The organism is Phenylobacterium sp. (assembly GCF_035276905.1).
Lineage (GTDB): Bacteria > Pseudomonadota > Alphaproteobacteria > Caulobacterales > Caulobacteraceae > Phenylobacterium.
On sequence record NZ_DATELG010000332.1, the window covers coordinates 1 to 19,756 of the forward strand.

Consider the following 19,756-nt stretch of genomic DNA (forward strand, 5'->3'; position numbering starts at 1 on the left):
GGTGACCTGTTCAACGCCCTGACGGTCCGCACTGACGTCAGCTACTCTAGCGATGTAGTTCTTCGATACTTTGGTCGGCCGGGGGACGTTCAGAAGGCCTACACGCTCCTGAATCTCTCAGCAGTGCTGATGGATCGAGGAGAAAAAACGATGCTCCGCGCATTCATAAATAATGTTACCGACAAGAACTATAAGCTGAGCTCAGGATATTTGGCCACCGTCGCCGCCTACATAGGAAACTACGGTCCGCCAAGGACGTGGGGTCTCCAGCTTAGCCGTCGCTTCTAGCCCTAGCGCAGAGCGGGCGAAGAGCGGCTGACCGCACGGGACCAGCAGCCAGGGAGATGGCGGCGAGGTAATTCCTCGCCGCCATCTCGAAGCGCGTGGTGAAGCAGCATTTGATCAGGCGGCGCTGGGCGTGGAGGTGCTCGTCGAGCGGATGCTCGCGGGAGGCGCCGCCAGAGGGCCCGCTGTCGTGTGATGCTGGCGCGTCGCGTCCGCCCCCTCGTCGGCCCGTCCGCCGATCAAACCCGGCGCGTCGCAGCGAAGGACTCGTTGCCAATCGATTCAATAGGCAGTTAATTATGCATCGCGAGCGCTGACCCTCGCAGGCCATGGTGTTGCTGGAGCAAATTGCATGTTGATCAAGCCTGTGGCGCTTGGGCCCGGAGCGGACCTCCCACACCCGCCTAATGCGGACGAGTGGTGGCAGGAAAGCGTGGTGCTGGGCTGGGCCGACCCGTCGAAGCAGATCGGCGGTTTTATGCGCATCGGGCACCAGCCGAACCGCGGTTTTACCAAGTGTTGCTTCGGCGTCGTGTCCAAGAACGGTCCGGGCTATACGCGGAGCGTCCAAGACCTGCCATACCGTCCCTGGGACCGAACCGAGGACACATTCAGTACGGATGAATTCCTCTTCGTAAAGTTTGATGATCAGCGCAGTCGATGGACGGCGTCTGATGCTGACTGCGAGCTCGACTTGTTCGTTCAGGACGCTCACCCGGTCTACGACTTTTTCTCCCTGACCGGGGGACACACCGAAGTCTCAAAGACGATCACGCCGAATCACATCCAGGCCGGCGGGACGTTCAAAGGCACAGTTCGAATTGGCGATGAAAGTCACGACGTCTCCGGCTTCACCTACCGCGACCACAGCTGGGGCACGCGTCTGCTTCACAACCCCAAGGCCGACTTCTACGCAGCTTGGTGGCTCGGCGGATCTTTCGGGCCGGATTTTTCGTTCGGATTCGGCGACGGTCGCGCGCAGTCGGGCGACAACATGCCCTTCAGCTACATCGTCAAAGATGGGTTGACGTATAAGGTCTCTGTGCAAGACGCCACCGTGGCGACCGCGTTCGCCGATGGCATGTCAATCAGCGAGGCGACCGTAATCGTGTCATGTGACGAACTCGGCGAGCTTACCTTCGTGGCCAAGGGTTACGGCAGCGTCGTTCTCGAAATGGAGCGCAAGCACTTCGAGCTGTCGATGCCGTCCACCATCACCTGCGGAGATCGCCACGGCGGCGGAATCGTGGACACGATCTTCAATCCCCGGAACGGCACATCGCGCCCCTTCTTCCTCGTGGGCGCAGCTCTTGAGAACGGCCTCAACCGCTTCAGCAACGGTCGCATCCAGCTCGACCAGGTCGCCCCCGTCAAAGGGAGTGCAGACTGATGGGCGCTAACGATCTGGATTCCCTCAAGGCGCTGCGATCATTCACGGCCACAAGCGCTCCGATCACCGAGGCGGCGATTGAGCGGTTTCTGGCTAAGCAAATCGAGTTCGAGGGCTCCGCGGTGAAAGTGAGCTTCGCCAACGAGACGCTGAACGCCGGCGCCTCTGGCGGAACCGTCCTCTTCCAGCTTGATAGCCCTGCGGACAGCCCACGATATGCTGATGGGCTTGTCCTGAAATATGAACTCGGGAACGCAAGCTTTTTCTCGCAAACGAGCCAGCGCAGCCAGTTCGAAATACTTCAAGCGTTACGCGGGCGCGGCTTACCTGTGCCGGACGCCATTTGGCTTGACGAGGCGGGAGAGATCGCCGGAGCCCCGGCGATCATCATGGGCCGCGTCCGCGCCCGTGCACCAAGCATTCAGTATATGCAGGCCGGCCCGTTCGTTGAGGCGGACGACGCCGGGCGGCTTACGATGCTGCGGCGACTACTCGAGCTCGGCGCAAGGATTCATCAGGTCGATGCCGCTGGACTCGAGGCGCCCTCTCTTGCGACCAGGGGCGGCGAAGGCCAGCACTTCATTGACCGCCAGATCAACTGGGCCCTGGCCGAGATGCACGCCAAGTTCCCCGCGAACGAGGGGGGCGAGCGCGCCGAATTGCACGCCGAGATCCGCACCACGATCGAGGACGCGGCTGTCTGGCTGCGCGCGAACGCGCCACGCCATCGCACCCCGAGCCTGGTGCATGGCGACCTGACCATCGCCAACACCATGTACGGCGACGACGGCTCGATCGTCGCGCTGCTTGACTGGGAATTGGCGCACTTGGGGCTGCCCGAAACCGATGTCGCTTACCTGCTCTACGCCATGCACAGCATCGCCCAACTCGGCACGCCGATCGAGAACCTGCCGAGCCTTGATGACGTAGCCGAATACTATCGCGACGCAGGCGGGGAGTTGCCTGACTGGACCTTCGGCCGCGCCATGGGCGCGTTCTGCCTCATGACATGGGGAGCGATTGGAATGCGCCGGATGCCTCGGGAATTCTGGCCCGTTCAACGCAGCATGTGGCGACAACAAAGCGGCATGTTCTTGGCTGCGCAGGCCGACTTTGAAGCCGACCGTCAAGGCTCTGCCGGTCAGATCGCGGCCGTCCAGTGAACGCTGCGGCGAGCTGCGGCTGGCAGCGTCTCGGCCGGTCGCAGGCTCGATTCTAGCCGGTGGCCATGACCACCAAGCGGCCTTCCGGCTCTGCCTCGCCGAGCGACGGACTGCTGACGATGGCGTCACCTGCGCGCGTGCGGCGCTTCGAGCAGGGCCGCCATGGACTCGCCGAGGTTGTCCAGAACCTCCGTCGAGCCCCAGGTGAGGTGAGGGCGGCCCGCGTCCGCAAGCTCCGCTTCGCGGCCGGCCAGCACGCCCCCCAGAAGTGCAAGTAAGAATACGAAGCGCTGGTTTTTGACGGCGAGCGGCATGTCCGGCATAAGCCGGCGCAGGTGATCGAGACACCGCAGGTAGCCGGAGTTCCAGCGGCCGCCCAACGTCTCTTCGAAGAAGCGACGATGCGTCATGCCGAGCATGACCACGAAGCGGTTGAAGGTCTCTTCGCCTCTCCCGGGGGCCCCCAACGCGGTCTGGATCAACAGGTCCACCAACTCGCGAACGGTAAGCTGGCCGCCCTCCCCTTCCAGCCGGTCGAGCCACTCGTTGCGGCGAGCGTCGATCAGCGCCGCGCCGTCGATCACCAGCTCGCGGATGAGACCTTCCTTGCACCCGAAATGGTAGCCGACAGCAGCATGGTTCTTCTGGCCAGCGGCTTCAGCAATTTCCCGCACGGTGACCCCATCCACCCCCCGCTCCGCGAACAGGCGCTGCGCCACCATTTTCAGGTGCTCCGCCGCTTCGCTCCTCGTCTTGGGTTCCAGCCTGGGCATAGGGCGAAATCACATTGCCATCAGGATTAGTCAAGCGCATTATCCAGTTGTCTCAATCGGGCGTGCGTATGGAAACGGGCATCGATCTCGGCAGGCTCATGGCCTGGATGGATGAGCAAGGCATTGGCGCGGGGGCGATCGAGCGCGCCAAGCTGCTGGCCGGAGGCACGCAAAATCTGCTGTTCCAATTCGAGCGTGGGGGCCAGTGCTACGTGCTGCGCCGCCCGCCGCTCCATCTGCGGAAAGACTCGAACGACACCATGCGGCGGGAGGCGAGGATGCTGGCGGCGCTTGCCGGCACCGCCGTGCCGCACCCCCGCCTGATCGCAGCCTGTCCGGACGAGACCGCCCTGGGCGCCGCCTTCTATCTCATGGAGGGCGTCGACGGCTTCAACGCCGGTAATGGATTGCCGCCGCTTCACGCGAACTCCGAGCTGATCCGCCACCGGATGGGTCTGGCGACAGTGGAAGGCATCGCGTCGTTGGGCGCGCTGGATTACCGCGGGTTGGGCCTCGACCACTTCGGCCGAGCCGAGAACTTCCTGGAACGTCAGGTGGCTCGTTGGAAGGGGCAACTCGCAAGCTATTCTCAGTTCGCAGACTGGCCGGGCCCCGGCGGGATCCCTGGCGTAGAGCGGGTGGCCGGATGGCTCGATCAGCATCGCCCGAGCACGTTCCAGCCCGGGATCATTCACGGCGATTATCAGCTGACGAATGTGATGTTCCGCCACGATGGGCCAGAGCTCGCGGCCATTGTGGACTGGGAGCTGACGACGATCGGCGACCCTCTGCTGGACCTCGGCTGGCTGCTGGCCACATGGCAGGACGAGGCGGAGGGCCAGCAGCAAGGATTGAATATCCAGCCGTGGCGCGGCTTTCCCACTCGCCAGGAACTGGTCGATCATTACCGTCACCGAAGCCACCGCGATCTATCGGCCATCGACTGGTACGCCGTACTCGCCTGCTACAAGCTCGGCTTGATCCTTGAAGGCACCTACGCGCGCGCCTGCGCCGGGATGGCGACTCACGCGGTTGGAAAGCGCCTTCACGCCCACGCCATCCACCTGTTCGAGCGCGCCCTGCGCTGGATCGCCTGACGGCCCATAGAGCGATGATTGAAGACACGGATTTCACCGACCGAGCTGTGCTTGTCGTCGGCGGCTCGAGCGGCATCGGCAACGGCATCGCACAAGCCTTCCGGGCGCGCGGCGCAGAAGTTCATGTCTGGGGCACACGCCCTCGACCTGAGGACTACGACGGCAACGAGGGTTCGAACCTGGGTGGTCTCGGCTACACCTGCGTTGACGTGGCGAACGCGGACGCAGTGGCGGACGCTCCTGCATCTTTCGACCGCCTCGACGTCTTGGTGCTTTGCCAAGGGGCGGTTTTCTACAGCCGCGCCGAGTTCGAGCGGGACGGCTGGGATCGGGTGGTTGCGGTGAACCTCAACAGCCTCATGCACTGCGCTAGGCGGTTTAAGCCGAGCCTCACCGCGTCGCGAGGCTGCGTCATCATCGTGAGCTCGGTGTCCGGCCTAATGGGCAACATCGGTAATCCGGCATACGGCGCCTCCAAGGCCGGAGCGATCAACCTCACCAAGTCGCTGGCGCAGGCCTGGGCCCCAGAAGGGGTGCGGGTCAATGGCCTCGCACCAGGTCTGGTCGACACCAAACTTACGAAGGTCACGACAGAGCACCCCAGAAGGCGCGAGGGCGCGATCGCCCGTATCCCAGCCCGCCGCCTTGGCGAGCCTGCCGACATGGCCGGGGCCGCCATCTTCCTCGCTTCACCGCTCGCTGCCTACGTGCACGGCCACACCCTGGTGGTGGACGGCGGCTACTCGCTTTGACGCCCTTTAGGAGACTTCCGTGAACTTCGAACACTCGCAGAAAGTCAAAGGCCTGCTCACCAAACTTGAGGCGTTCATGCAGGAATTCATCTATCCCCAGGAGCGCAGCTACCACGAGTTCGTACACGACCCGTCGAACCTCTGGCAGGAATGGCCGAAGATGGCGGAGCTAAAGGCCGCCGCGCGCGAGCAAGGCCTCTGGAACCTGTTTCTGCCGAAGGATTACGGCGACTTCAGTCCGGGTCTCACCAACCTCGAATACGCGCCCCTGGCTGAGATCATGGGGCGGACCCTCTGGGCCTCCGAGGTCTTCAACTGTTCAGCGCCGGACACCGGCAACATGGAGGTCCTGGCCAAGTTCGGCTCGCCGGAGCAGCAGGCCCGGTGGCTGAACCCGCTCCTCGCCGGTGAGATCCGCTCGGCCTATGTCATGACCGAACCGCAGGTCGCCTCCTCCGACGCCACGAACCTGGAACTCACCATTCTGCCGGATGGAGATGACTACGTGCTGAATGGGCGCAAATGGTGGATTTCGGGAGCGCGGCACCCGCGTTGCAAGCTGTTCCTGGTCATGGGAAAGACCCTGCTCGACAACCCCCGTCACCAGCAGCATTCGACGATCATCGTGCCTCCCTCGACGCCCGGCGTGAGAATCGAGCGGCGGCAGACCGTGTTCGGCTCGCTGAACTCGCCGGGCGGCGAAAGCGAGCTGAGTTTTGAGAACGTACGGGTGCCGAAGTCCAACCTAATCCTTGGCGAAGGCCGGGGTTTTGAGATCGCTCAAGGACGTCTTGGGCCAGGCCGCATTCACCACTGCATGCGTTCGATCGGCCAGGCGCAGCGCGCCCTCGAACTCATGGCGCAGCGCGCCGAAAGCCGCGTCGCATTTGGCCGCAAGTTGTCCGAACAGGGCAGCATCCGCCAAGACGTCGCGCGGTCATTCTGCGAGATCGAAATGGCCCGCCTGCTGACGCTAAAGGCGGCGGACCAGATGGATCGCTATGGCGCGAAGGTCGCCAAGGATCTGATTGCAGCGATCAAGGTCATTGCCCCGCAGATGGCGCAGACCGTCGCCGATCGCGCCATTCAGGCGCATGGCGGCATGGGCGTGAGCGACGACACGCCGATCGCCGAGTTCTTCACCCTCAACCGTTACCTACGCATCGCCGACGGTCCGGACGAGGTGCACATGAACCAGCTCGGGAAGCAGAAGATCAGCGCGTGCGCGGCCGAGGGCACGCGCTGACCGCGCGTGGCAAAGGCGCCCGGCTGGCGGCGGGCCCTTGCTCAGTGTCAGCGCCGCCTGCGCAGACATAAAAGCCCGCTGGCTAAGCGATCATCTCGGGCAGTTGGACCAGCAGCTTGCCGTCGTGGTCGCCGCGGAACAGCCGATCGAGGGCGTCAGGCGCCTGGTCCAACCCCTGGACCACATCGACCTTCCACTTGAGCTGACCTTCGCGCGCCATGGCGCCCAGATAGGTCAGCGCCTCCTTCGCTCGCGGAAGGTAATCAATGACAACGAAGCCTTGGACCGTCAGCCGGTTCATGAGGATCCGGCCGAAGTCGGCGGGTCCCGGCATCGGGCCTTCCTGATTGTACGCCGAGATCATTCCGCACAACGCCATTCGACCGCCGACGTTGAGGCGGTCGAACACCGCGTTCATGACCGCGCCGCCGACGTTCTCGAAGCCGACATCTACACCATGCGGACAAAGGCGATCGAGCTCGACCGCCACGTCCTGCGCCCTGTAGTCGATGGCGACGTCGAACCCGAGGTCCTCAGTGATCCATCGGCACTTCTCGGGGCCGCCGGCGATCCCCACGACATGGCAGCCGATGTGCTTGGCGATCTGGCCGGCGATCGATCCGACCGCACCGGCGGCGGCCGAGATCACCACGGTTTCGCCGGACTTCGGGCGCCCCACATCCGTCAGCCCGAAATAGGCGGTGAGCCCCGTTGGCCCGAAAATGGACAGGTGCGCCGTCAGCGGCAGTCCCGGCGCCTGACGAACCCGCCCGAGCCGCTCAGCAGAACAGGTCACGTAGTCCTGCCATCCGCCGTCACCTGCACTCACCAGGTCGCCGGGTTGAAAGCGGTCGGAACGGCTGTCCAAGACCAGTCCCAAAGTGCCGCCCCGCATCACTTCGCCGATCCCGACCGGCGGGAGATATTGCGCGCGGTCGCTCATCCACAAACGGTTCGTCGGGTCAAGCGACAGATAGAGGTTGCGTAAGAGCACCTCGCCAGATCCTGGCGGCGAAATCGGCCCCTCCACCAAGATCAGGTCCTCCTGACGAACTTTCGCCGCCGGTCGCCGGCGCAGAACCCAGCGACGGTTGACCCCGTGATCCTCGCCGAGCAGCCTGTCGAGTGTTATGTCCGCCATAACTCCGCCCTCTTCGCTGATAACGCACCCGCCGCCCAAATCCATTGCCGGGACTTCAATAGGCGATTAATTATGGACGCCGCAAGCGTCCGCGAGAGGTTGGCGATCCCTGCTGGCTGGCCACGCCATCGCGCGCGGCCATAGCATAGGCAGGCCTCGACACCTGCAGGAAAGGCGTCGCGCGCCGCCCGCCGCTTCGCAACGCGGAGCGGGCGCTCTGTTGCAACGAAGAGCCGGAGAATGCTGATGCAGCGCAGTGATCTGATCGACAGCTTAGATGTCCTGTTGTCGACACGCCGGTCAGTTCGCGGGTTTAAGCCCGAGCCAGTGCCTCCTGACGTCCTGCAGCGCATCTTCACGATGGCCGCGCGTGCGCCATCGAACTGCAATGTGCAGCCGTGGGTCGTGCACGTGACGTCCGGCGCGACCGCCGAGCTGCTGCGGGACCGGCTTCACGCCGCTGCGGGCGAGGGACTTTCGGCTCAGCCGGATTTCCCACTGACGGGCCCCTACCCCGGCGCGTATCGCGTCCGTCAGGTAGAGGCCGCAAGGGCGCTGTTCGCCGCTACCGGTGTGTCCCGTGAGGACGTCGCCGCCCGCGCCCGGTCGTTCCAGCGAAACTTTCGGTTCTTCGAGGCGCCGCACGCCGCCTTCATCATGCTTCCGGACTGGGCCGAAATCCGCGAAGCCGTCGACTGCGGCCTGTTTGCACAGTCGTTGATGCTCGCCATGACGGCGCATGGGATCGGCTCGTGCGCTCAGGGCGCTCTCAGCCACTATGCGCCGATCGTGCGCGAGGCCATCGGCGCACCGCCCAATCTGCGCCTCCTCTTCGGCATCGCCTTTGGGTATGAAGACGCAGATCATCCGGCCAACAGCGTGCGCACCTCTCGCGCGGCGATCGAGCACACGACCCAGTTCCACACCTAAGCTGGACGCTGATTTGGCCCTCGATGGGGCGGTTGTGCCGCTCCGGCAACGCGGGTAAGAGCTTAGTTGAACATTTAACGAAGGAATTGCGGATGGCGCATGCGCCCATCTTTGATCTGAGTGGCCGGGTCGCTCTGCTCACCGGAGCATCCTCCGGCTTGGGTGAGCGATGGGCGCGGCTCCTGGCGAAGGCCGGCGCGAAGGTCGTGCTCGGCGCGCGCCGCATCGAGCGCCTTGAGGAGCTGAGCCGGCAAATCGGCGAGAGTGGCGGGCGGGCGATCGCGGTTCGTTTGGACGTCGCGGACGAGAACTCGATCAAGGCGGCCTTCGACGCCGCGGAAGCCGCGTTCGGGCTCGTCGACACGATCATCGCCAATGCCGGGATCAACGTTGAGGGCAGCGCCTTTGAGCTGACGCCGGACGGTCTGGACCAAATCATGTCCATCAACGTCCGCGGCGTGTTCCTGACAGTCCGCGAGGGCGCGCGTCGGCTGATCGAACAAGGCGCCGGCGCTGAGCGCGGTCGAGTGGTCATCAACGCCTCGATCACGGCCAACTACGTCGAGCCTGGCATCGCCGCTTACAGCGCCTCGAAGGCGGCCGTGCAGCAGATGGGCAAGGTGCTCGCGCGCGACTGGGCCAAGACCGGGCTGAACGTGAACATGCTTTGCCCTGGCTACGTCAGAACCGAGATGACGCAGGACTGGTTTGAGGCGCCGGGCGGACAGAAGCAGATCTCTCGGTTTCCTAGACGCCGCCTGATGGACGAAAGCGACCTAGACGCCCCGCTTCTGTTCCTGTGCTCCGACGCTTCCCGCGCGGTCACGGGGGCGTCATTCACGATCGACGACGGTCAGTCACTTTAGATCCCTCGCGGAGAGAGACCATGAGCCAAGCATATATCGTGGACGCCGTGCGGACTGCCGGCGGACGTCGCAACGGCCGGCTTTCGGGCATCCACCCGAATGACCTCGGGGCCCTGGCGCTGAATGCGATCGTGGACCGCACCGGCATCGATCCAGCAACAGTGGAAGATGTGGTCTGGGGGTGCGTGAGCCAAGCCGGCGAGCAGTCCATGCACGTGGGGCGCAATGTGGTCTTGGCCTCAACGCTTCCGCCGAGCGTTCCAGCGGTGACCATCGACCGCCAGTGCGGCTCCTCCCAGCAGGCCGTCCATTTCGCGGCTCAGGCCGTGATGTCCGGGACCATGGACGTGGTGATCGCCGGCGGCGTGGAGAGCATGTCGCGCGTGCCTATGGGGAGCCCCACGCTGCCCGGCTCAGGCGCCGAGCCGTGGGCGAAGTCCGTGCTGGACCGCTTCGAGGTCCCGACGTTCAGCCAGTTCACGGGCGCGGAGAGGATCGCCAGGAAGTGGGGATTCGATCGCGAGACGCTCGACGCCTATGGTCTGGAAAGCCATCGCCGAGCCGCCGCCGCGACTCAGGCCGGTGAATTCGCCCACGAGATCGTCCCGGTCGCGATCACGCTGCCGAACGGCGAGGCAGCGCTGCACACCAGCGACGAAGGGATCCGCTATGACGCCAGCCCGGAGTCGATGGCCGGCGTCAAGCTGCTGGTGGAGGGCGGCGCCATCACGGCAGCCACCGCCAGCCAGATCAGCGATGGTTCGTCGGCAGCGCTGATCGTCTCCGAGCGCGCACTCAAGGAATATGGGCTGGCGCCGCTCGCGCGGATCGTGAACCTGACGGTGACCGCCGGCGACCCGGTCATCATGCTGGAAGAGCCGCTCTACGCGACCGAGAAGGCGCTGAAGCGTGCAGGGCTGCGGCTCGCCGACATCGATCTCTATGAGGTGAATGAAGCCTTCGCCCCGGTTCCCTTGGCCTGGCTCAGGCACCTCGACGCCGATCCAACCAAGCTGAACATGAATGGCGGCGCTATCGCCCTGGGGCATCCATTGGGGGCGACCGGAACCAAGCTGCTGGCCACGCTGGTGCATGGTCTTAAGCGGCGCGGCGGGCGCTATGGCCTGCAGACCATGTGCGAAGGCGGCGGCATCGCTAACGTCACGATCGTCGAGGCGCTCTGACCGACATGCCTTTAAGCCGCCAGCGTAACCCGCCGGCGACGGTGCTGGAGCGGGCGAAATTGACAGCGCCTCACGCGGTTGCGTGAGGCGCTCTTCGTTCAGCGATCGTGGGTGAAGGACTCGCCTTGCGCGGCTTTGCGCACGAGCAGACCTGCCGGGCGGAATGCATCCCCGTAGGTGGACTGATACTGTAGGAGCTTCTCGACGATGGCCTTGAGGCCGATGGTGTCAGCCCAGAACATCGGCCCGCCGGTGTAGATCGGCCAGTTATATCCAAGGATCGCGGCCATATCGATGTCCGAAGCTCGCAGCGCGATCCCCTCCTCCAGCAACTTCGCCCCTTCGTTCACCACCGGATAGAGCAGGCGGCAGAGGATCTCTTCGTCGCTTTGCGCGCCGGCGTTGGCGATCCCTTTGAAGCGCGCGAAATCGGCGATCACGCCTTCCGCCGCGGCGGAAGGCGCGGAGCGGCGCTGGTCGTCGTAATCGTAGTAGCCGCCGCCCTGCTTCTGACCAAGGCGTCCCATCCGAACGAGATCTCCGCGGACGGAACGTTCCGACTCGCCACGCCCGATCACGTCCAGACCGACGAGGTCGAGCATCTGAAACGCTCCCATCGCAAAGCCGTAGTCGTACATTACGCGGTCGATGTCGGCTGGGGTTGGGCCTTCAAGCACTAGCGCGTCCGCCTGGACCATGCGCTGGTTCATCAGACGATTGGCGATAAAGCCGTGGCAGACACGGCTGACAACAGGAACCTTGCCGATCGTCTTGGCCAGACGCATGGCGGTCGCCAGCACCTCCTTCGAGGTGGCGCTGCCACGGACCACCTCCAGCAGCTTCATCACGTTGGCCGGCGAGAAGAAGTGCAGCCCGACAACAGACGCTGGGCGGGCCGTGCTGCTGGCGATTTCGTTCAGATCAAGGAAGGAGGTGTTCGAAGCCAGGATGGCGCCGGGTTTTGCGATCGCGTCAAGCTTGCCGAAAATCTCCTTCTTGATGCCCATTTCCTCGAACACCGCCTCGATCACGAGGTCGGCCCCCGCCAGCGCCTCGAGCGACAGCGTCGGGGTGATGAGCGACATGCGCCCTTCAACCTGCTCCGGCGTGAGGCGTCCTTTTCGAGCCGAGCCCTCGTAATTCTTGCGGATGTTCGCCACGCCCCGGTCCAGCGCCTGCTGGCTGGTCTCGACCACGACAACGGGCAGCCCCACGTTCAGGAAGTTCATGGCGATGCCCGCACCCATCGTGCCAGCGCCGATCACGCCGACCGACTTGACCGGAAGCGTCGGCGTGCTCGAGGGCACGTCCGGGATGCGCGCCGTCTCCCGCTCGGCGAAGAAGGCGTAGCGTTGCGCCTGTGACTCGATACTGGGCTCGAGCTCACAGAACAGGGTGTATTCCTGCTGCATCCCCTCGTCGAAGGAAAGATCAACAGCCGCCTCGACGGCCTTGATGATGTTTTCCGGCGCCTTGAAGCCGCGGAAGGCGCGTGCGTGATGGCGTCTCACTTCGGCAAAGATCTCAGGCCGCCCCCGCGCCGCTTCGATCTTGTCGTTGCGGTCGCGCACTCGCAGCAACGGATAACCTTCCGTGACAAGCTTGCGCGCGAGGTCAACGGCGTCCTCGCGTAGGCGGCCCTCTTCGGAGATCGCATCGATGACGCCGAGCTTCAGGGCCTCAGCGGCGCCGATGGCGCGACCTGCCAGCATCAGGTCCAGCGCTGCTTCGACGCCCACGAGGCGAGGCAGGCGCTGCGTCCCGCCCGCACCGGGCAACAGCCCGAGATTGACCTCGGGGAGGCCGATCTGCGCGGAGCGTGCGGCGATGCGATAGTGGCAGACGAGCGCCGTCTCCAGGCCGCCGCCCAATGCGGCGCCATGGATGGCGGCGACGACCGGCTTGCGGCTGCTCTCGATGAGGGCCAGCAGGTCACGCAGGCCCGGCTCGGCAGGCGGACGGCCGAACTCCGAGATGTCAGCGCCGGCGAAGAAGGTTCGCCCCTCGCAGATCAGCACAATCGCGCGCACCGCGTCATTGGCGGCGAACTCGCTGAAGCCCTGATGCAAGCCCTGCCGGACAGCGGCGCCGAGCGCATTGACCGGCGGCGAGTTGACGGTGATCACACCGATCCCGTTCTCGACGGACAAGGAAAGGACGTCGCTCACTGAAGCTCCTGGGCTGTGGTTATTGCGCTTGGATGATGGCGTTTAAAGAAGGACGAATAGATAGATACGTTACTCGTCAGATCGAGCGGCTGATCACTTCCTTCATGATCTCACTCGAGCCGCCGAAAATTCTGCTCACCCGCGCGTCACGCCAGAGCTGAGCCACAAGATACTCATTCATGTACCCGGCGCCGCCGTGCAGCTGCAGCGCGGCGTCAGCCACCCGGCCCTGCAGTTCGGTGTGCCAGAGCTTCGCGGCCGAAGCCTCGGCCGTCGTCAGTTCGCCGGCGTTGTGGCGCGCCAGGCACCAGTCGATGTGCGACCAGCCGACCTGCAGCTGCGCCTTGAGGTCGGCGAGCGTGAAGCGGCTGTTCTGGAATTGGAAGACGGTCGAGCCGAAGGCCTTGCGTTCCTTGGCGTACCGAACGGCTTCGTCGAACGCGCGCTGCGCCCCGGCGTGAGCGGCGATTGCGATCGACAGGCGCTCCTGTGGAAGCTGGGACATCAGGTAGGCGAAGCCCATCCCCTCTTCGCCCAGGAGATTGCTCGCCGGCACGCGCACGTCGGAGAAAAACAGTTCCGAGGTGTCGGCGGAGCGTTGGCCGATTTTGTCCAGGTTCCGGCCCTTCTGGTAGCCGGGCGTGTCTGCATCGACCAGAATGAGGGAGATGCCCTTTGCGCCTTTGCTCGGATCGGTCTTGGCCGCCAAGATCGCGACATCGGCGTTCTGACCGCTCGTTATGTAGGTCTTCGAACCATTGATGATGTAGCGGTCGCCGTCCTTGACGGCCGACGTCCGAATGCCTTGAAGGTCTGATCCTGCGCCTGGCTCGGTCATGGCGATGGCCATGATCACCTCGCCCGTCACCATCCCAGGCAGGTATCGCTGCTTCTGCTCCTCCGAGCCGTAACGCAGCAGATACTCGGGCACGATGTCGTTCTGCAGCTGCAGCCCGGCCGATGACCCTAGGTAGGCAAGCTCCTCGTTGACGACGGCGTTGAAGCCGAAGTCCAGGCCCGGTCCGCCATAGGCCTCGTCAATCGTCGGGCACAAAAGGCCTGCGGCCCCACAGCGACGGAAGAAGTCGCGGTCGACGATGCCCTGCTCTTCGAACCGCTCCAGGTGCGGGACGAGTTCGCGTGCGAAAAATTTCCGCACGGACTCGCGGAACATCGCATGACCTTCGTCGAAGGCGGTGCGGCCAGTGAGGTCGAGCATGCATTTCTCCAATGGGTCGACGACGGCTCGTTGCCACGATCGCCCTTGCAAGTCCATGCTAGTTCATCGTTTAATGAAAATCCAATCGGCTGCTTAGGTTTGAGCTCGTGCGGCTGAGCCCGGGCGCTCAAATGCAGCGCAGAGATCAGCGGAGGCGCCGAGTGCTCGAAGGTGGCAAGGTCGTACGGCTCGCCGAGCAGGAGGGGCCGGCGCGTTACCTGATAGCGCGCGAGTCAAATGTCACGCCGCGCGCGGGCGAAGTCTTAGTGCGTGTCCACGCTTCGTCGCTCAACTTCCATGACTATGCCGTGGTGACCGGCATGTTGGGGCCGAGGCCTGGGGTGACGCCGATGTCGGATGGCGCCGGCGTCGTCGAGGCTGTGGGTGACGGCGTCACGGAGTTCGCATCCGGCGACCTGGTCATGAGCCTGTTCTTCCCGGAATGGCGAGACGGGCCAGTTGGCGGAGCAAACCGGCGCGTCATGCCAGGAGACCTCGGTGACGGTTTCGCAGCGGAATGGGTCACCCGGCCGGCGCATTGGTTCACCCGCATTCCGAAAGGCTACACCCTGACCGAGGCGGCTTCCCTGCCGTGCGCAGCACTGACCGCCTGGCGCGCTCTCATCGTCGAGGCGCGCGTGAAACCGGGCGATTGGGTCGTCACACAGGGCACCGGCGGGGTGTCGCTCTTCGCCGTTCAATTCGCCAAAGCCGCAGGTGCTCGCACGATCGCCAGCTCCTCGTCTGAAGCTAAACTCGAGAGGCTCAAGCAGCTCGGCGTCGATCACGTCATCAACTATCGATCCACGCCGGACTGGGCTCGCGTCGTGCGCGAGGCGAGCAGTGGCGGCGCCGACGTGGTGGTGGAGATCGGCGGCGCAGGCACGCTCAACCAGTCGATCCGCGCAGTACGGCCAGGCGGCTGCATCGTTCTGATCGGCACCCTTGCAGGGCTGCATGGCGACGTCGCCACGCGCGACATCATGGCCAACAACCTTCGCCTGCAAGGCATCACAGTCGGCAGTCGGGCTCATCAACTCGACATGATCCGCGCCATCGAAGCGAACGGCGTCCGACCGATCATGGACCGCCACTTCCCGCTCGAAGGCCTCGCCGACGCTTTCGTTTATCAGGCGTCGGGCGCTCACTTCGGCAAGGTGATGGTCGACATCGCCGGCCCTCGACGTTGAGCCCCATCGGCCATCAACATGGACTGCAGATGCTGAAAACGCGCTTCACCGACCTCGTCGGCGTTGATCACCCTATCGTACAAGGCGGTATGCAATGGGTCGGTACGGCCGAGCTCGTGTCCGCCGTGGCGAACGCGGGGGCGCTCGGTATGATCACCGCCCTGACGCAACCGACGCCAGAGGCCCTCGCGCGTGAGATCGCGCGGACCAAGGAGATGACGGACAAGCCGTTTGGCGTGAACCTGACCATCCTTCCGTCGATCAACCCGCCCCCGTACGCCGAGTACCGGCGCGCGATCATCGAGAGCGGCGTCAAGGTGGTCGAGACGGCGGGCTACAAGCCACAGGAGCACATCGACGACTTCAAGGCTCATGGCGTCAAGGTCATCCACAAGTGCACGGCGGTCCGGCACGCCGTCTCGGCGGAGCGGATGGGCGCAGACGCCATCTCGATCGACGGCTTCGAATGCGCAGGGCACCCCGGAGAGGATGACATCCCAGGCTTGATTCTGATCCCGGCTGCGGCCGATCAGATCAATGTTCCGATCGTGGCGAGCGGGGGCTTTGCCGACGGGCGCGGGCTGGCGGCGGCGCTGGCGCTCGGCGCCGACGCGATCAACATGGGGACGCGCTTCTGCGCGACCCAGGAAGCGCCGATCCACCCGGCGTTCAAGGCGGCTCTAGTCGAGAACGACGAGCGCGCCACCGACATCATCCTGCGCAGCTACCGCAACAGCGCGCGTGTCGCGCGCAACGCGATCAGCCAGGCGGTCCGCGAGCTGGAGGCGCAGGGTAAGCCCTTTGCAGAAGTGGCGCACCTGGTGAAGGGCGCGCGCGGCCGGGAGGGCCTTATCAGCGGCGAGCTTGATCACGGTGTCTGGACGGCAGGGATGGCGCAGGGCTTGATCCACGATATCCCCTCGGTCGCCGAGCTCGTCGACCGGATCATTTCGGAAGCCGTCGAGATCATGACGGGCCGTCTCAGCGGACTGGTGGTTGCGCGCGGGGCCGCGCAGGCGGCCTGATGCAATGACCCTGGCCCTCTGCCGCGCCGAAGCCGCGTTCGAAGCGAAGGCTTCGACGAGGCCGCCTGAAAGGCGCCGAGCGGCCTTGGCCGCCCGGCGGGTCAGATGAAGCCCATTCCCGCGGCTTGGGCCTGACGCACCGCCAGGTCGAGGAGTTGCGGGAGGGCGCGGACGCGTTCGTGCGCTTGCTCAGAGGCCGCGGTGCCGCGCAAGACGCGGCCCTTGATGCCGTGGAAGATCGCCGCCAGCCGGAAGAAGTTGAACGCGATGTAGAAGTCGAAGTGTGGGATTTCCTTGCGACCGGTGCGACGGCAGTAGGCGGCCACGTATTCGGCCTCTGTCGGGAGCCCCAGCTCCCTTGGATCCTGCCCGCCGAGTCCGGGGACAATCGTCGGCGGCACGCGGTAGGACATGGCGCTGTAGGCGAAGTCCGCGAGAGGATGACCGAGTGTGGAAAGCTCCCAATCGAGAACGGCGGCCACCCGTGGCTCGGTTGGATGGAAGATGATGTTGTCGATCCGGTAGTCGCCATGAACCAGGGTGGTTTCATCACCGGGGGGAATGTTGTTCGGCAACCACTCGACGAGCCGGTCCATACCGGGGTCACGTCCGGCTTCGTTGTCTTCCAGATACTGCTTCGACCAGCGGCTGATCTGCCGTGCGAAGTAGTTGCCCGGTCGGCCGTAGTCCGCCAGCCTCAGCGCGTGGTGATCCAACGTATGCAGCTGCGCAATCGCCGCATTCATCGAGTCGTAGCAGGCTGACCGCTCGGCGGGGGCGAGCCGCTCGAGCCGCGCGTCCCAGAAGATGCGGCCCTCCACCAGCTCCATCACATAGAAGGCCGTGCCGATCACCTCGGGTTCGTTACAGAGGCCGAACACGCGCGGCACGGGGAAGCCGGCTCCGTGCAGCGCCGCGACCACTTGCGCCTCCCGCTCGACCGCATGGGCGCCCTTGAGCAGAAGGCCGGGCGGCTTGCGACGCAGGACATATTGGCGGCCAGGCGTCGTCAGCTTGAAGGTGGGGTTCGACTGGCCGCCGCGGAACTGCTCGACGCCCAGCGGACCGCGGAAGTCCGGAACGTTTTCGCACATCCAGACCGCCAGGGCCGTCTCGTCGAAGCGGAGCGACTCGCGGACCGACACGACGCCGCTGTTGGCTTCCTCCAGCCCGCTCATTGCGGCGCACTCGCGAGAAAATCGCGCTTAAGCTTTTTCGCCAGCGACCATTTGTGGACCTCGGTGGGGCCATCGTAGATCCGGAAGGCGCGGATCTCTCGGTAGAATTGTTCGACCATCGTCTCACCGGAGACGCCGGTGCCGCCCATGACCTGAACGCAGCGGTCGGCCACGCGGCTCAGCGCTTCAGAGACCGCAACCTTGGTCATCGAGCTCTCGACCCCGCCGTGTTTGCCGCCGTCGAGGACGTCGGCGCACCAATCGATCATCTGCGCGGCTTGGCGCAGGTCGATCATGTTCTCCGCGAGCATGAAGCCGACGCCTTCGTGGTCGATCAGCAGCTTACCGAAGGCGCTGCGCCGGCAGGCATATTCGGTTGCGATCTCTTGCGCGCGGGTCGCGACCCCGTGCCACCGCATGCAGTGCGACAGACGCGCCGGGCTGAGCCGAACCTGAGCGTAGGCGAAGCCCTCCCCGGCTTCGCCGAGCATCTGCTGGCTGGGCACCCGGAGGTCGTCGATGAGGACTTCGGCATGACCGCCAGGCATGGAGCTGTCGATCGTGTCCAGAACCCGCTCGATGCGCACCGCCGGATGCGGGAGGTTGACGACGAACATGCAGGCGCCCTCGTCAGCTTTGGCCAGGATAATCCCGACCTTGGCGCCGACCGCGCCGGTGATGAACTTCTTGCGCCCCTGGATGATCCAGTCGTCGCCCTCTCGCCGGCAGGTGGTCTTCAGCATGCCCGGATCGGATCCAGCGCCGCCTTCGCTGGCGGGCTCGGTCATGAAGAAGGCCGAGCGCGCCTGGCCCGCGACAAGCGGGCTTAGGAACCGCTCCTTCAGGAAAGCGCTGCCCACCTTGCCGAGAAGGAACATGTTGCCCTCATCCGGTGCAGCGGTGTTGAGCGCGACCGGGCCTAGGATCGACAGGCCGGAGGCTTTGAGAACCGTCGCAGTATCCCGTTGCGTCAGGTGCCGCCCGTCCTGGAGGATATGCGGCGTGAGCACGCCGGCTGCCCTCGCCTTTTCGCGCAGTTCGTTGACAAGCTCTTCCGTCGGGCCATGCGGCGTGCATCGGGCGTCGCGCTCGTAAGGGATTACGACTTGGCGAACGAAGGTTTCCACGCGCCCGGCAATGTCCTGCGCATCGCCGATTTTGTCACCGCTCATCATCGCCTCGCCAAGTCGCACGCGCTTCAGCCCGGCAAACCGCGCGAGCTCGCTTGCCGCATCACGTAGCACGACTTAATCAAATAATTAAAGCGCTGAAGGTGGCTATCGGCCATCCTCGTCACCGTCAGGCGGCGCTCAGCCAGGATCAGCAGATGTCCAGAGACAAGCCGCGGTGGATGAAGGTCTCAAAGCAGGACCAGGTCGCCGTCGTCACCTACTCAAACCCGCCGCAGGGGCTCATCAGCGCGAATGGTGCGATGCAGCTCGACGAGACGCTCACCTTACTGGTCGGCGATCCGGAAGTCCGCTCCATCGTGCTGAGCGGCGGCCAGGCCGGCGTCTTCATCCGCCATGCTGACGTTGGTCAGATTGCTTGGGCTGGAGAGGCTCTCGCCGAACAGCGAACGCAGCCTGCGGACTGGCTCCAGTCCCCTTTCCGGGCGTTGTGCCGCACCATCGCCATGTCTCCCAAGCCGATCATCGCGGCGATCGACGGCGTCTGTTTTGGCGGCGGCCTTGAGATCGCTCTGCCTTGCGCCATGCGGATCGCCAGCCCGGACTCCAGCCTCGGCCTTCCGGAAATTCGGCTGGGCATCTTCCCTGGATCGGGCGGCACCCAGCGCCTGGCGCGACTGATCGGCTCCCACTTAGCCCGGCTCTGGATCCTGCGCGGCGAGATCGTATCGGCAGATCAGGCGCGGCTCGTCGGATTGATCGACGAGATCGCATCCGCCCCGCTCGACCGCGCGATAAGCGTGGCGGCGGAACTCGCCACACGCCCTCCCGCGGCCGTCGCCGCGGTGATGGCGCTTACGCGTGAACCAATGGAGGACCCGCGACTGGACGAGGAAGTGCTTCGTTTTGCCGAACTGCTCCGTGACCACCCCGAGGTCCGCAATCGGCTGCGCGCCTTCGTGGACGGAATGGAGCAACTGCACGAACTTCCGTAAGGCCTCATGGACGATCGGTCCGTG

At 64.7% G+C, this 19,756-nt stretch carries 18 protein-coding genes; 12 read left to right on the plus strand and 6 right to left on the minus strand.

Annotated elements, in window-relative coordinates; translation table 11 throughout:
* From VJS38_RS15640 to VJS38_RS15655, 3 genes are all read left to right on the plus strand, one after another.
* Window positions 1-288: hypothetical protein (locus tag VJS38_RS15640; protein ID WP_324089081.1), on the plus strand; the 288-nt coding region annotated here is incomplete at its 5' end.
* A gap of 349 nt (window positions 289-637) precedes the next feature.
* Window positions 638-1,675: a DUF7065 domain-containing protein gene (locus VJS38_RS15650; RefSeq protein WP_324089082.1), complete on the plus strand. Its 1,038-nt coding sequence runs from the start codon at window positions 638-640 to the stop codon at window positions 1,673-1,675.
* Window positions 1,675-2,838, plus strand: coding sequence for a phosphotransferase family protein (locus VJS38_RS15655; RefSeq protein WP_324089083.1), 1,164 nt, complete (start codon window positions 1,675-1,677; stop codon window positions 2,836-2,838). The genes VJS38_RS15650 and VJS38_RS15655 overlap by 1 nt, the downstream gene beginning before the upstream one ends.
* A 125-nt stretch (window positions 2,839-2,963) precedes the next feature.
* On the opposite strand, the gene VJS38_RS15660 is transcribed toward VJS38_RS15655, so the two are convergent.
* The gene (locus VJS38_RS15660; protein ID WP_324089084.1) at window positions 2,964-3,611 is read right to left on the minus strand and encodes a helix-turn-helix domain-containing protein; all 648 of its coding nucleotides are present in this window, start codon (window positions 3,609-3,611) and stop codon (window positions 2,964-2,966) included.
* 68 nt (window positions 3,612-3,679) lie between these two features.
* Here VJS38_RS15660 and VJS38_RS15665 point away from each other — a divergent pair, with 68 nt between their 5' ends.
* The 3 genes from VJS38_RS15665 to VJS38_RS15675 are packed head-to-tail and all read left to right on the plus strand — an operon-like array spanning window position 3,680 to window position 6,706.
* Window positions 3,680-4,708, plus strand: coding sequence for a phosphotransferase family protein (locus tag VJS38_RS15665; RefSeq protein WP_324089085.1), 1,029 nt, complete (start codon window positions 3,680-3,682; stop codon window positions 4,706-4,708).
* Window positions 4,709-4,722: 14 nt separating this feature from the next.
* On the plus strand, window positions 4,723-5,460 hold the full coding sequence (locus VJS38_RS15670) for an SDR family oxidoreductase (protein WP_324089086.1): 738 nt from the start codon (window positions 4,723-4,725) through the stop codon (window positions 5,458-5,460).
* 19 nt (window positions 5,461-5,479) lie between these two features.
* Window positions 5,480-6,706 (plus strand): acyl-CoA dehydrogenase family protein, encoded by a 1,227-nt coding sequence (locus tag VJS38_RS15675; RefSeq protein WP_324089087.1) that lies wholly within the window; start codon window positions 5,480-5,482, stop codon window positions 6,704-6,706.
* Between the two features lie 82 nt (window positions 6,707-6,788).
* Here VJS38_RS15675 and VJS38_RS15680 read toward each other — a convergent pair whose 3' ends face one another.
* Window positions 6,789-7,892, minus strand: coding sequence for an NADP-dependent oxidoreductase (locus VJS38_RS15680; protein WP_324089088.1), 1,104 nt, complete (start codon window positions 7,890-7,892; stop codon window positions 6,789-6,791).
* Window positions 7,893-8,087: 195 nt separating this feature from the next.
* Here VJS38_RS15680 and VJS38_RS15685 point away from each other — a divergent pair, with 195 nt between their 5' ends.
* The 3 genes from VJS38_RS15685 to VJS38_RS15695 all read left to right on the plus strand — a co-directional run bounded on the left by VJS38_RS15685 (window position 8,088) and on the right by VJS38_RS15695 (window position 10,827).
* Window positions 8,088-8,777: a nitroreductase gene (locus tag VJS38_RS15685; protein WP_324089089.1), complete on the plus strand. Its 690-nt coding sequence runs from the start codon at window positions 8,088-8,090 to the stop codon at window positions 8,775-8,777.
* Window positions 8,778-8,869: 92 nt separating this feature from the next.
* Complete coding sequence (locus tag VJS38_RS15690) at window positions 8,870-9,643, plus strand: SDR family NAD(P)-dependent oxidoreductase (RefSeq protein WP_324089090.1); 774 nt, start codon at window positions 8,870-8,872, stop codon at window positions 9,641-9,643.
* 20 nt (window positions 9,644-9,663) lie between these two features.
* Window positions 9,664-10,827: an acetyl-CoA C-acetyltransferase gene (locus tag VJS38_RS15695; RefSeq protein ID WP_324089091.1), complete on the plus strand. Its 1,164-nt coding sequence runs from the start codon at window positions 9,664-9,666 to the stop codon at window positions 10,825-10,827.
* A 98-nt stretch (window positions 10,828-10,925) separates the two neighbouring features.
* Here the strand turns inward: VJS38_RS15695 and VJS38_RS15700 are convergent, their stop codons facing one another.
* Both VJS38_RS15700 and VJS38_RS15705 read right to left on the minus strand, forming a co-directional pair.
* Window positions 10,926-12,995: a 3-hydroxyacyl-CoA dehydrogenase NAD-binding domain-containing protein gene (locus VJS38_RS15700; RefSeq protein WP_324089092.1), complete on the minus strand. Its 2,070-nt coding sequence runs from the start codon at window positions 12,993-12,995 to the stop codon at window positions 10,926-10,928.
* A gap of 76 nt (window positions 12,996-13,071) precedes the next feature.
* Window positions 13,072-14,271, minus strand: a complete 1,200-nt coding sequence (locus tag VJS38_RS15705) for an acyl-CoA dehydrogenase family protein (RefSeq protein WP_324089093.1) — start codon at window positions 14,269-14,271, stop codon at window positions 13,072-13,074.
* A 104-nt stretch (window positions 14,272-14,375) separates the two neighbouring features.
* Here VJS38_RS15705 and VJS38_RS15710 point away from each other — a divergent pair, with 104 nt between their 5' ends.
* A complete protein-coding gene (locus VJS38_RS15710; RefSeq protein ID WP_324089094.1) occupies window positions 14,376-15,404 on the plus strand; it encodes an NAD(P)-dependent alcohol dehydrogenase in 1,029 nt (342 codons plus the stop codon).
* A gap of 29 nt (window positions 15,405-15,433) precedes the next feature.
* A complete protein-coding gene (locus VJS38_RS15715; protein WP_324089095.1) occupies window positions 15,434-16,429 on the plus strand; it encodes a nitronate monooxygenase in 996 nt (331 codons plus the stop codon).
* A 101-nt stretch (window positions 16,430-16,530) separates the two neighbouring features.
* Here the strand turns inward: VJS38_RS15715 and VJS38_RS15720 are convergent, their stop codons facing one another.
* The gene (locus VJS38_RS15720; RefSeq protein WP_324089096.1) at window positions 16,531-17,607 is read right to left on the minus strand and encodes a phosphotransferase family protein; all 1,077 of its coding nucleotides are present in this window, start codon (window positions 17,605-17,607) and stop codon (window positions 16,531-16,533) included.
* Window positions 17,604-18,851: an acyl-CoA dehydrogenase family protein gene (locus tag VJS38_RS15725; RefSeq protein ID WP_324089097.1), complete on the minus strand. Its 1,248-nt coding sequence runs from the start codon at window positions 18,849-18,851 to the stop codon at window positions 17,604-17,606. The genes VJS38_RS15720 and VJS38_RS15725 overlap by 4 nt, the downstream gene beginning before the upstream one ends.
* 83 nt (window positions 18,852-18,934) lie before the next feature.
* Between VJS38_RS15725 and VJS38_RS15730 the strand changes: the two genes are divergently transcribed.
* The gene (locus VJS38_RS15730; protein WP_324089098.1) at window positions 18,935-19,732 is read left to right on the plus strand and encodes an enoyl-CoA hydratase/isomerase family protein; all 798 of its coding nucleotides are present in this window, start codon (window positions 18,935-18,937) and stop codon (window positions 19,730-19,732) included.
* The last annotated feature ends 24 nt before the right edge of the window (window positions 19,733-19,756 follow it).

Bases quoted from the DNA above. Each gene is read 5' to 3' on its own strand.
- VJS38_RS15685 (WP_324089089.1), top strand. From the start codon at position 8,088: ATGCTGATGCAGCGCAGTGATCTGATCGACAGCTTAGATGTCCTGTTG.
- VJS38_RS15670 (WP_324089086.1), top strand. From the start codon at position 4,723: ATGATTGAAGACACGGATTTCACCGACCGAGCTGTGCTTGTCGTCGGC.
- VJS38_RS15680 (WP_324089088.1), bottom strand. From the start codon at position 7,892: ATGGATTTGGGCGGCGGGTGCGTTATCAGCGAAGAGGGCGGAGTTATG.
- VJS38_RS15665 (WP_324089085.1), top strand. From the start codon at position 3,680: ATGGAAACGGGCATCGATCTCGGCAGGCTCATGGCCTGGATGGATGAG.
- VJS38_RS15715 (WP_324089095.1), top strand. From the start codon at position 15,434: ATGCTGAAAACGCGCTTCACCGACCTCGTCGGCGTTGATCACCCTATC.
- VJS38_RS15705 (WP_324089093.1), bottom strand. From the start codon at position 14,271: ATGGACTTGCAAGGGCGATCGTGGCAACGAGCCGTCGTCGACCCATTG.
- VJS38_RS15650 (WP_324089082.1), top strand. From the start codon at position 638: ATGTTGATCAAGCCTGTGGCGCTTGGGCCCGGAGCGGACCTCCCACAC.
- VJS38_RS15730 (WP_324089098.1), top strand. From the start codon at position 18,935: ATGTCCAGAGACAAGCCGCGGTGGATGAAGGTCTCAAAGCAGGACCAG.
- VJS38_RS15690 (WP_324089090.1), top strand. From the start codon at position 8,870: ATGGCGCATGCGCCCATCTTTGATCTGAGTGGCCGGGTCGCTCTGCTC.
- VJS38_RS15655 (WP_324089083.1), top strand. From the start codon at position 1,675: ATGGGCGCTAACGATCTGGATTCCCTCAAGGCGCTGCGATCATTCACG.
- VJS38_RS15660 (WP_324089084.1), bottom strand. From the start codon at position 3,611: ATGCCCAGGCTGGAACCCAAGACGAGGAGCGAAGCGGCGGAGCACCTG.
- VJS38_RS15695 (WP_324089091.1), top strand. From the start codon at position 9,664: ATGAGCCAAGCATATATCGTGGACGCCGTGCGGACTGCCGGCGGACGT.
- VJS38_RS15720 (WP_324089096.1), bottom strand. From the start codon at position 17,607: ATGAGCGGGCTGGAGGAAGCCAACAGCGGCGTCGTGTCGGTCCGCGAG.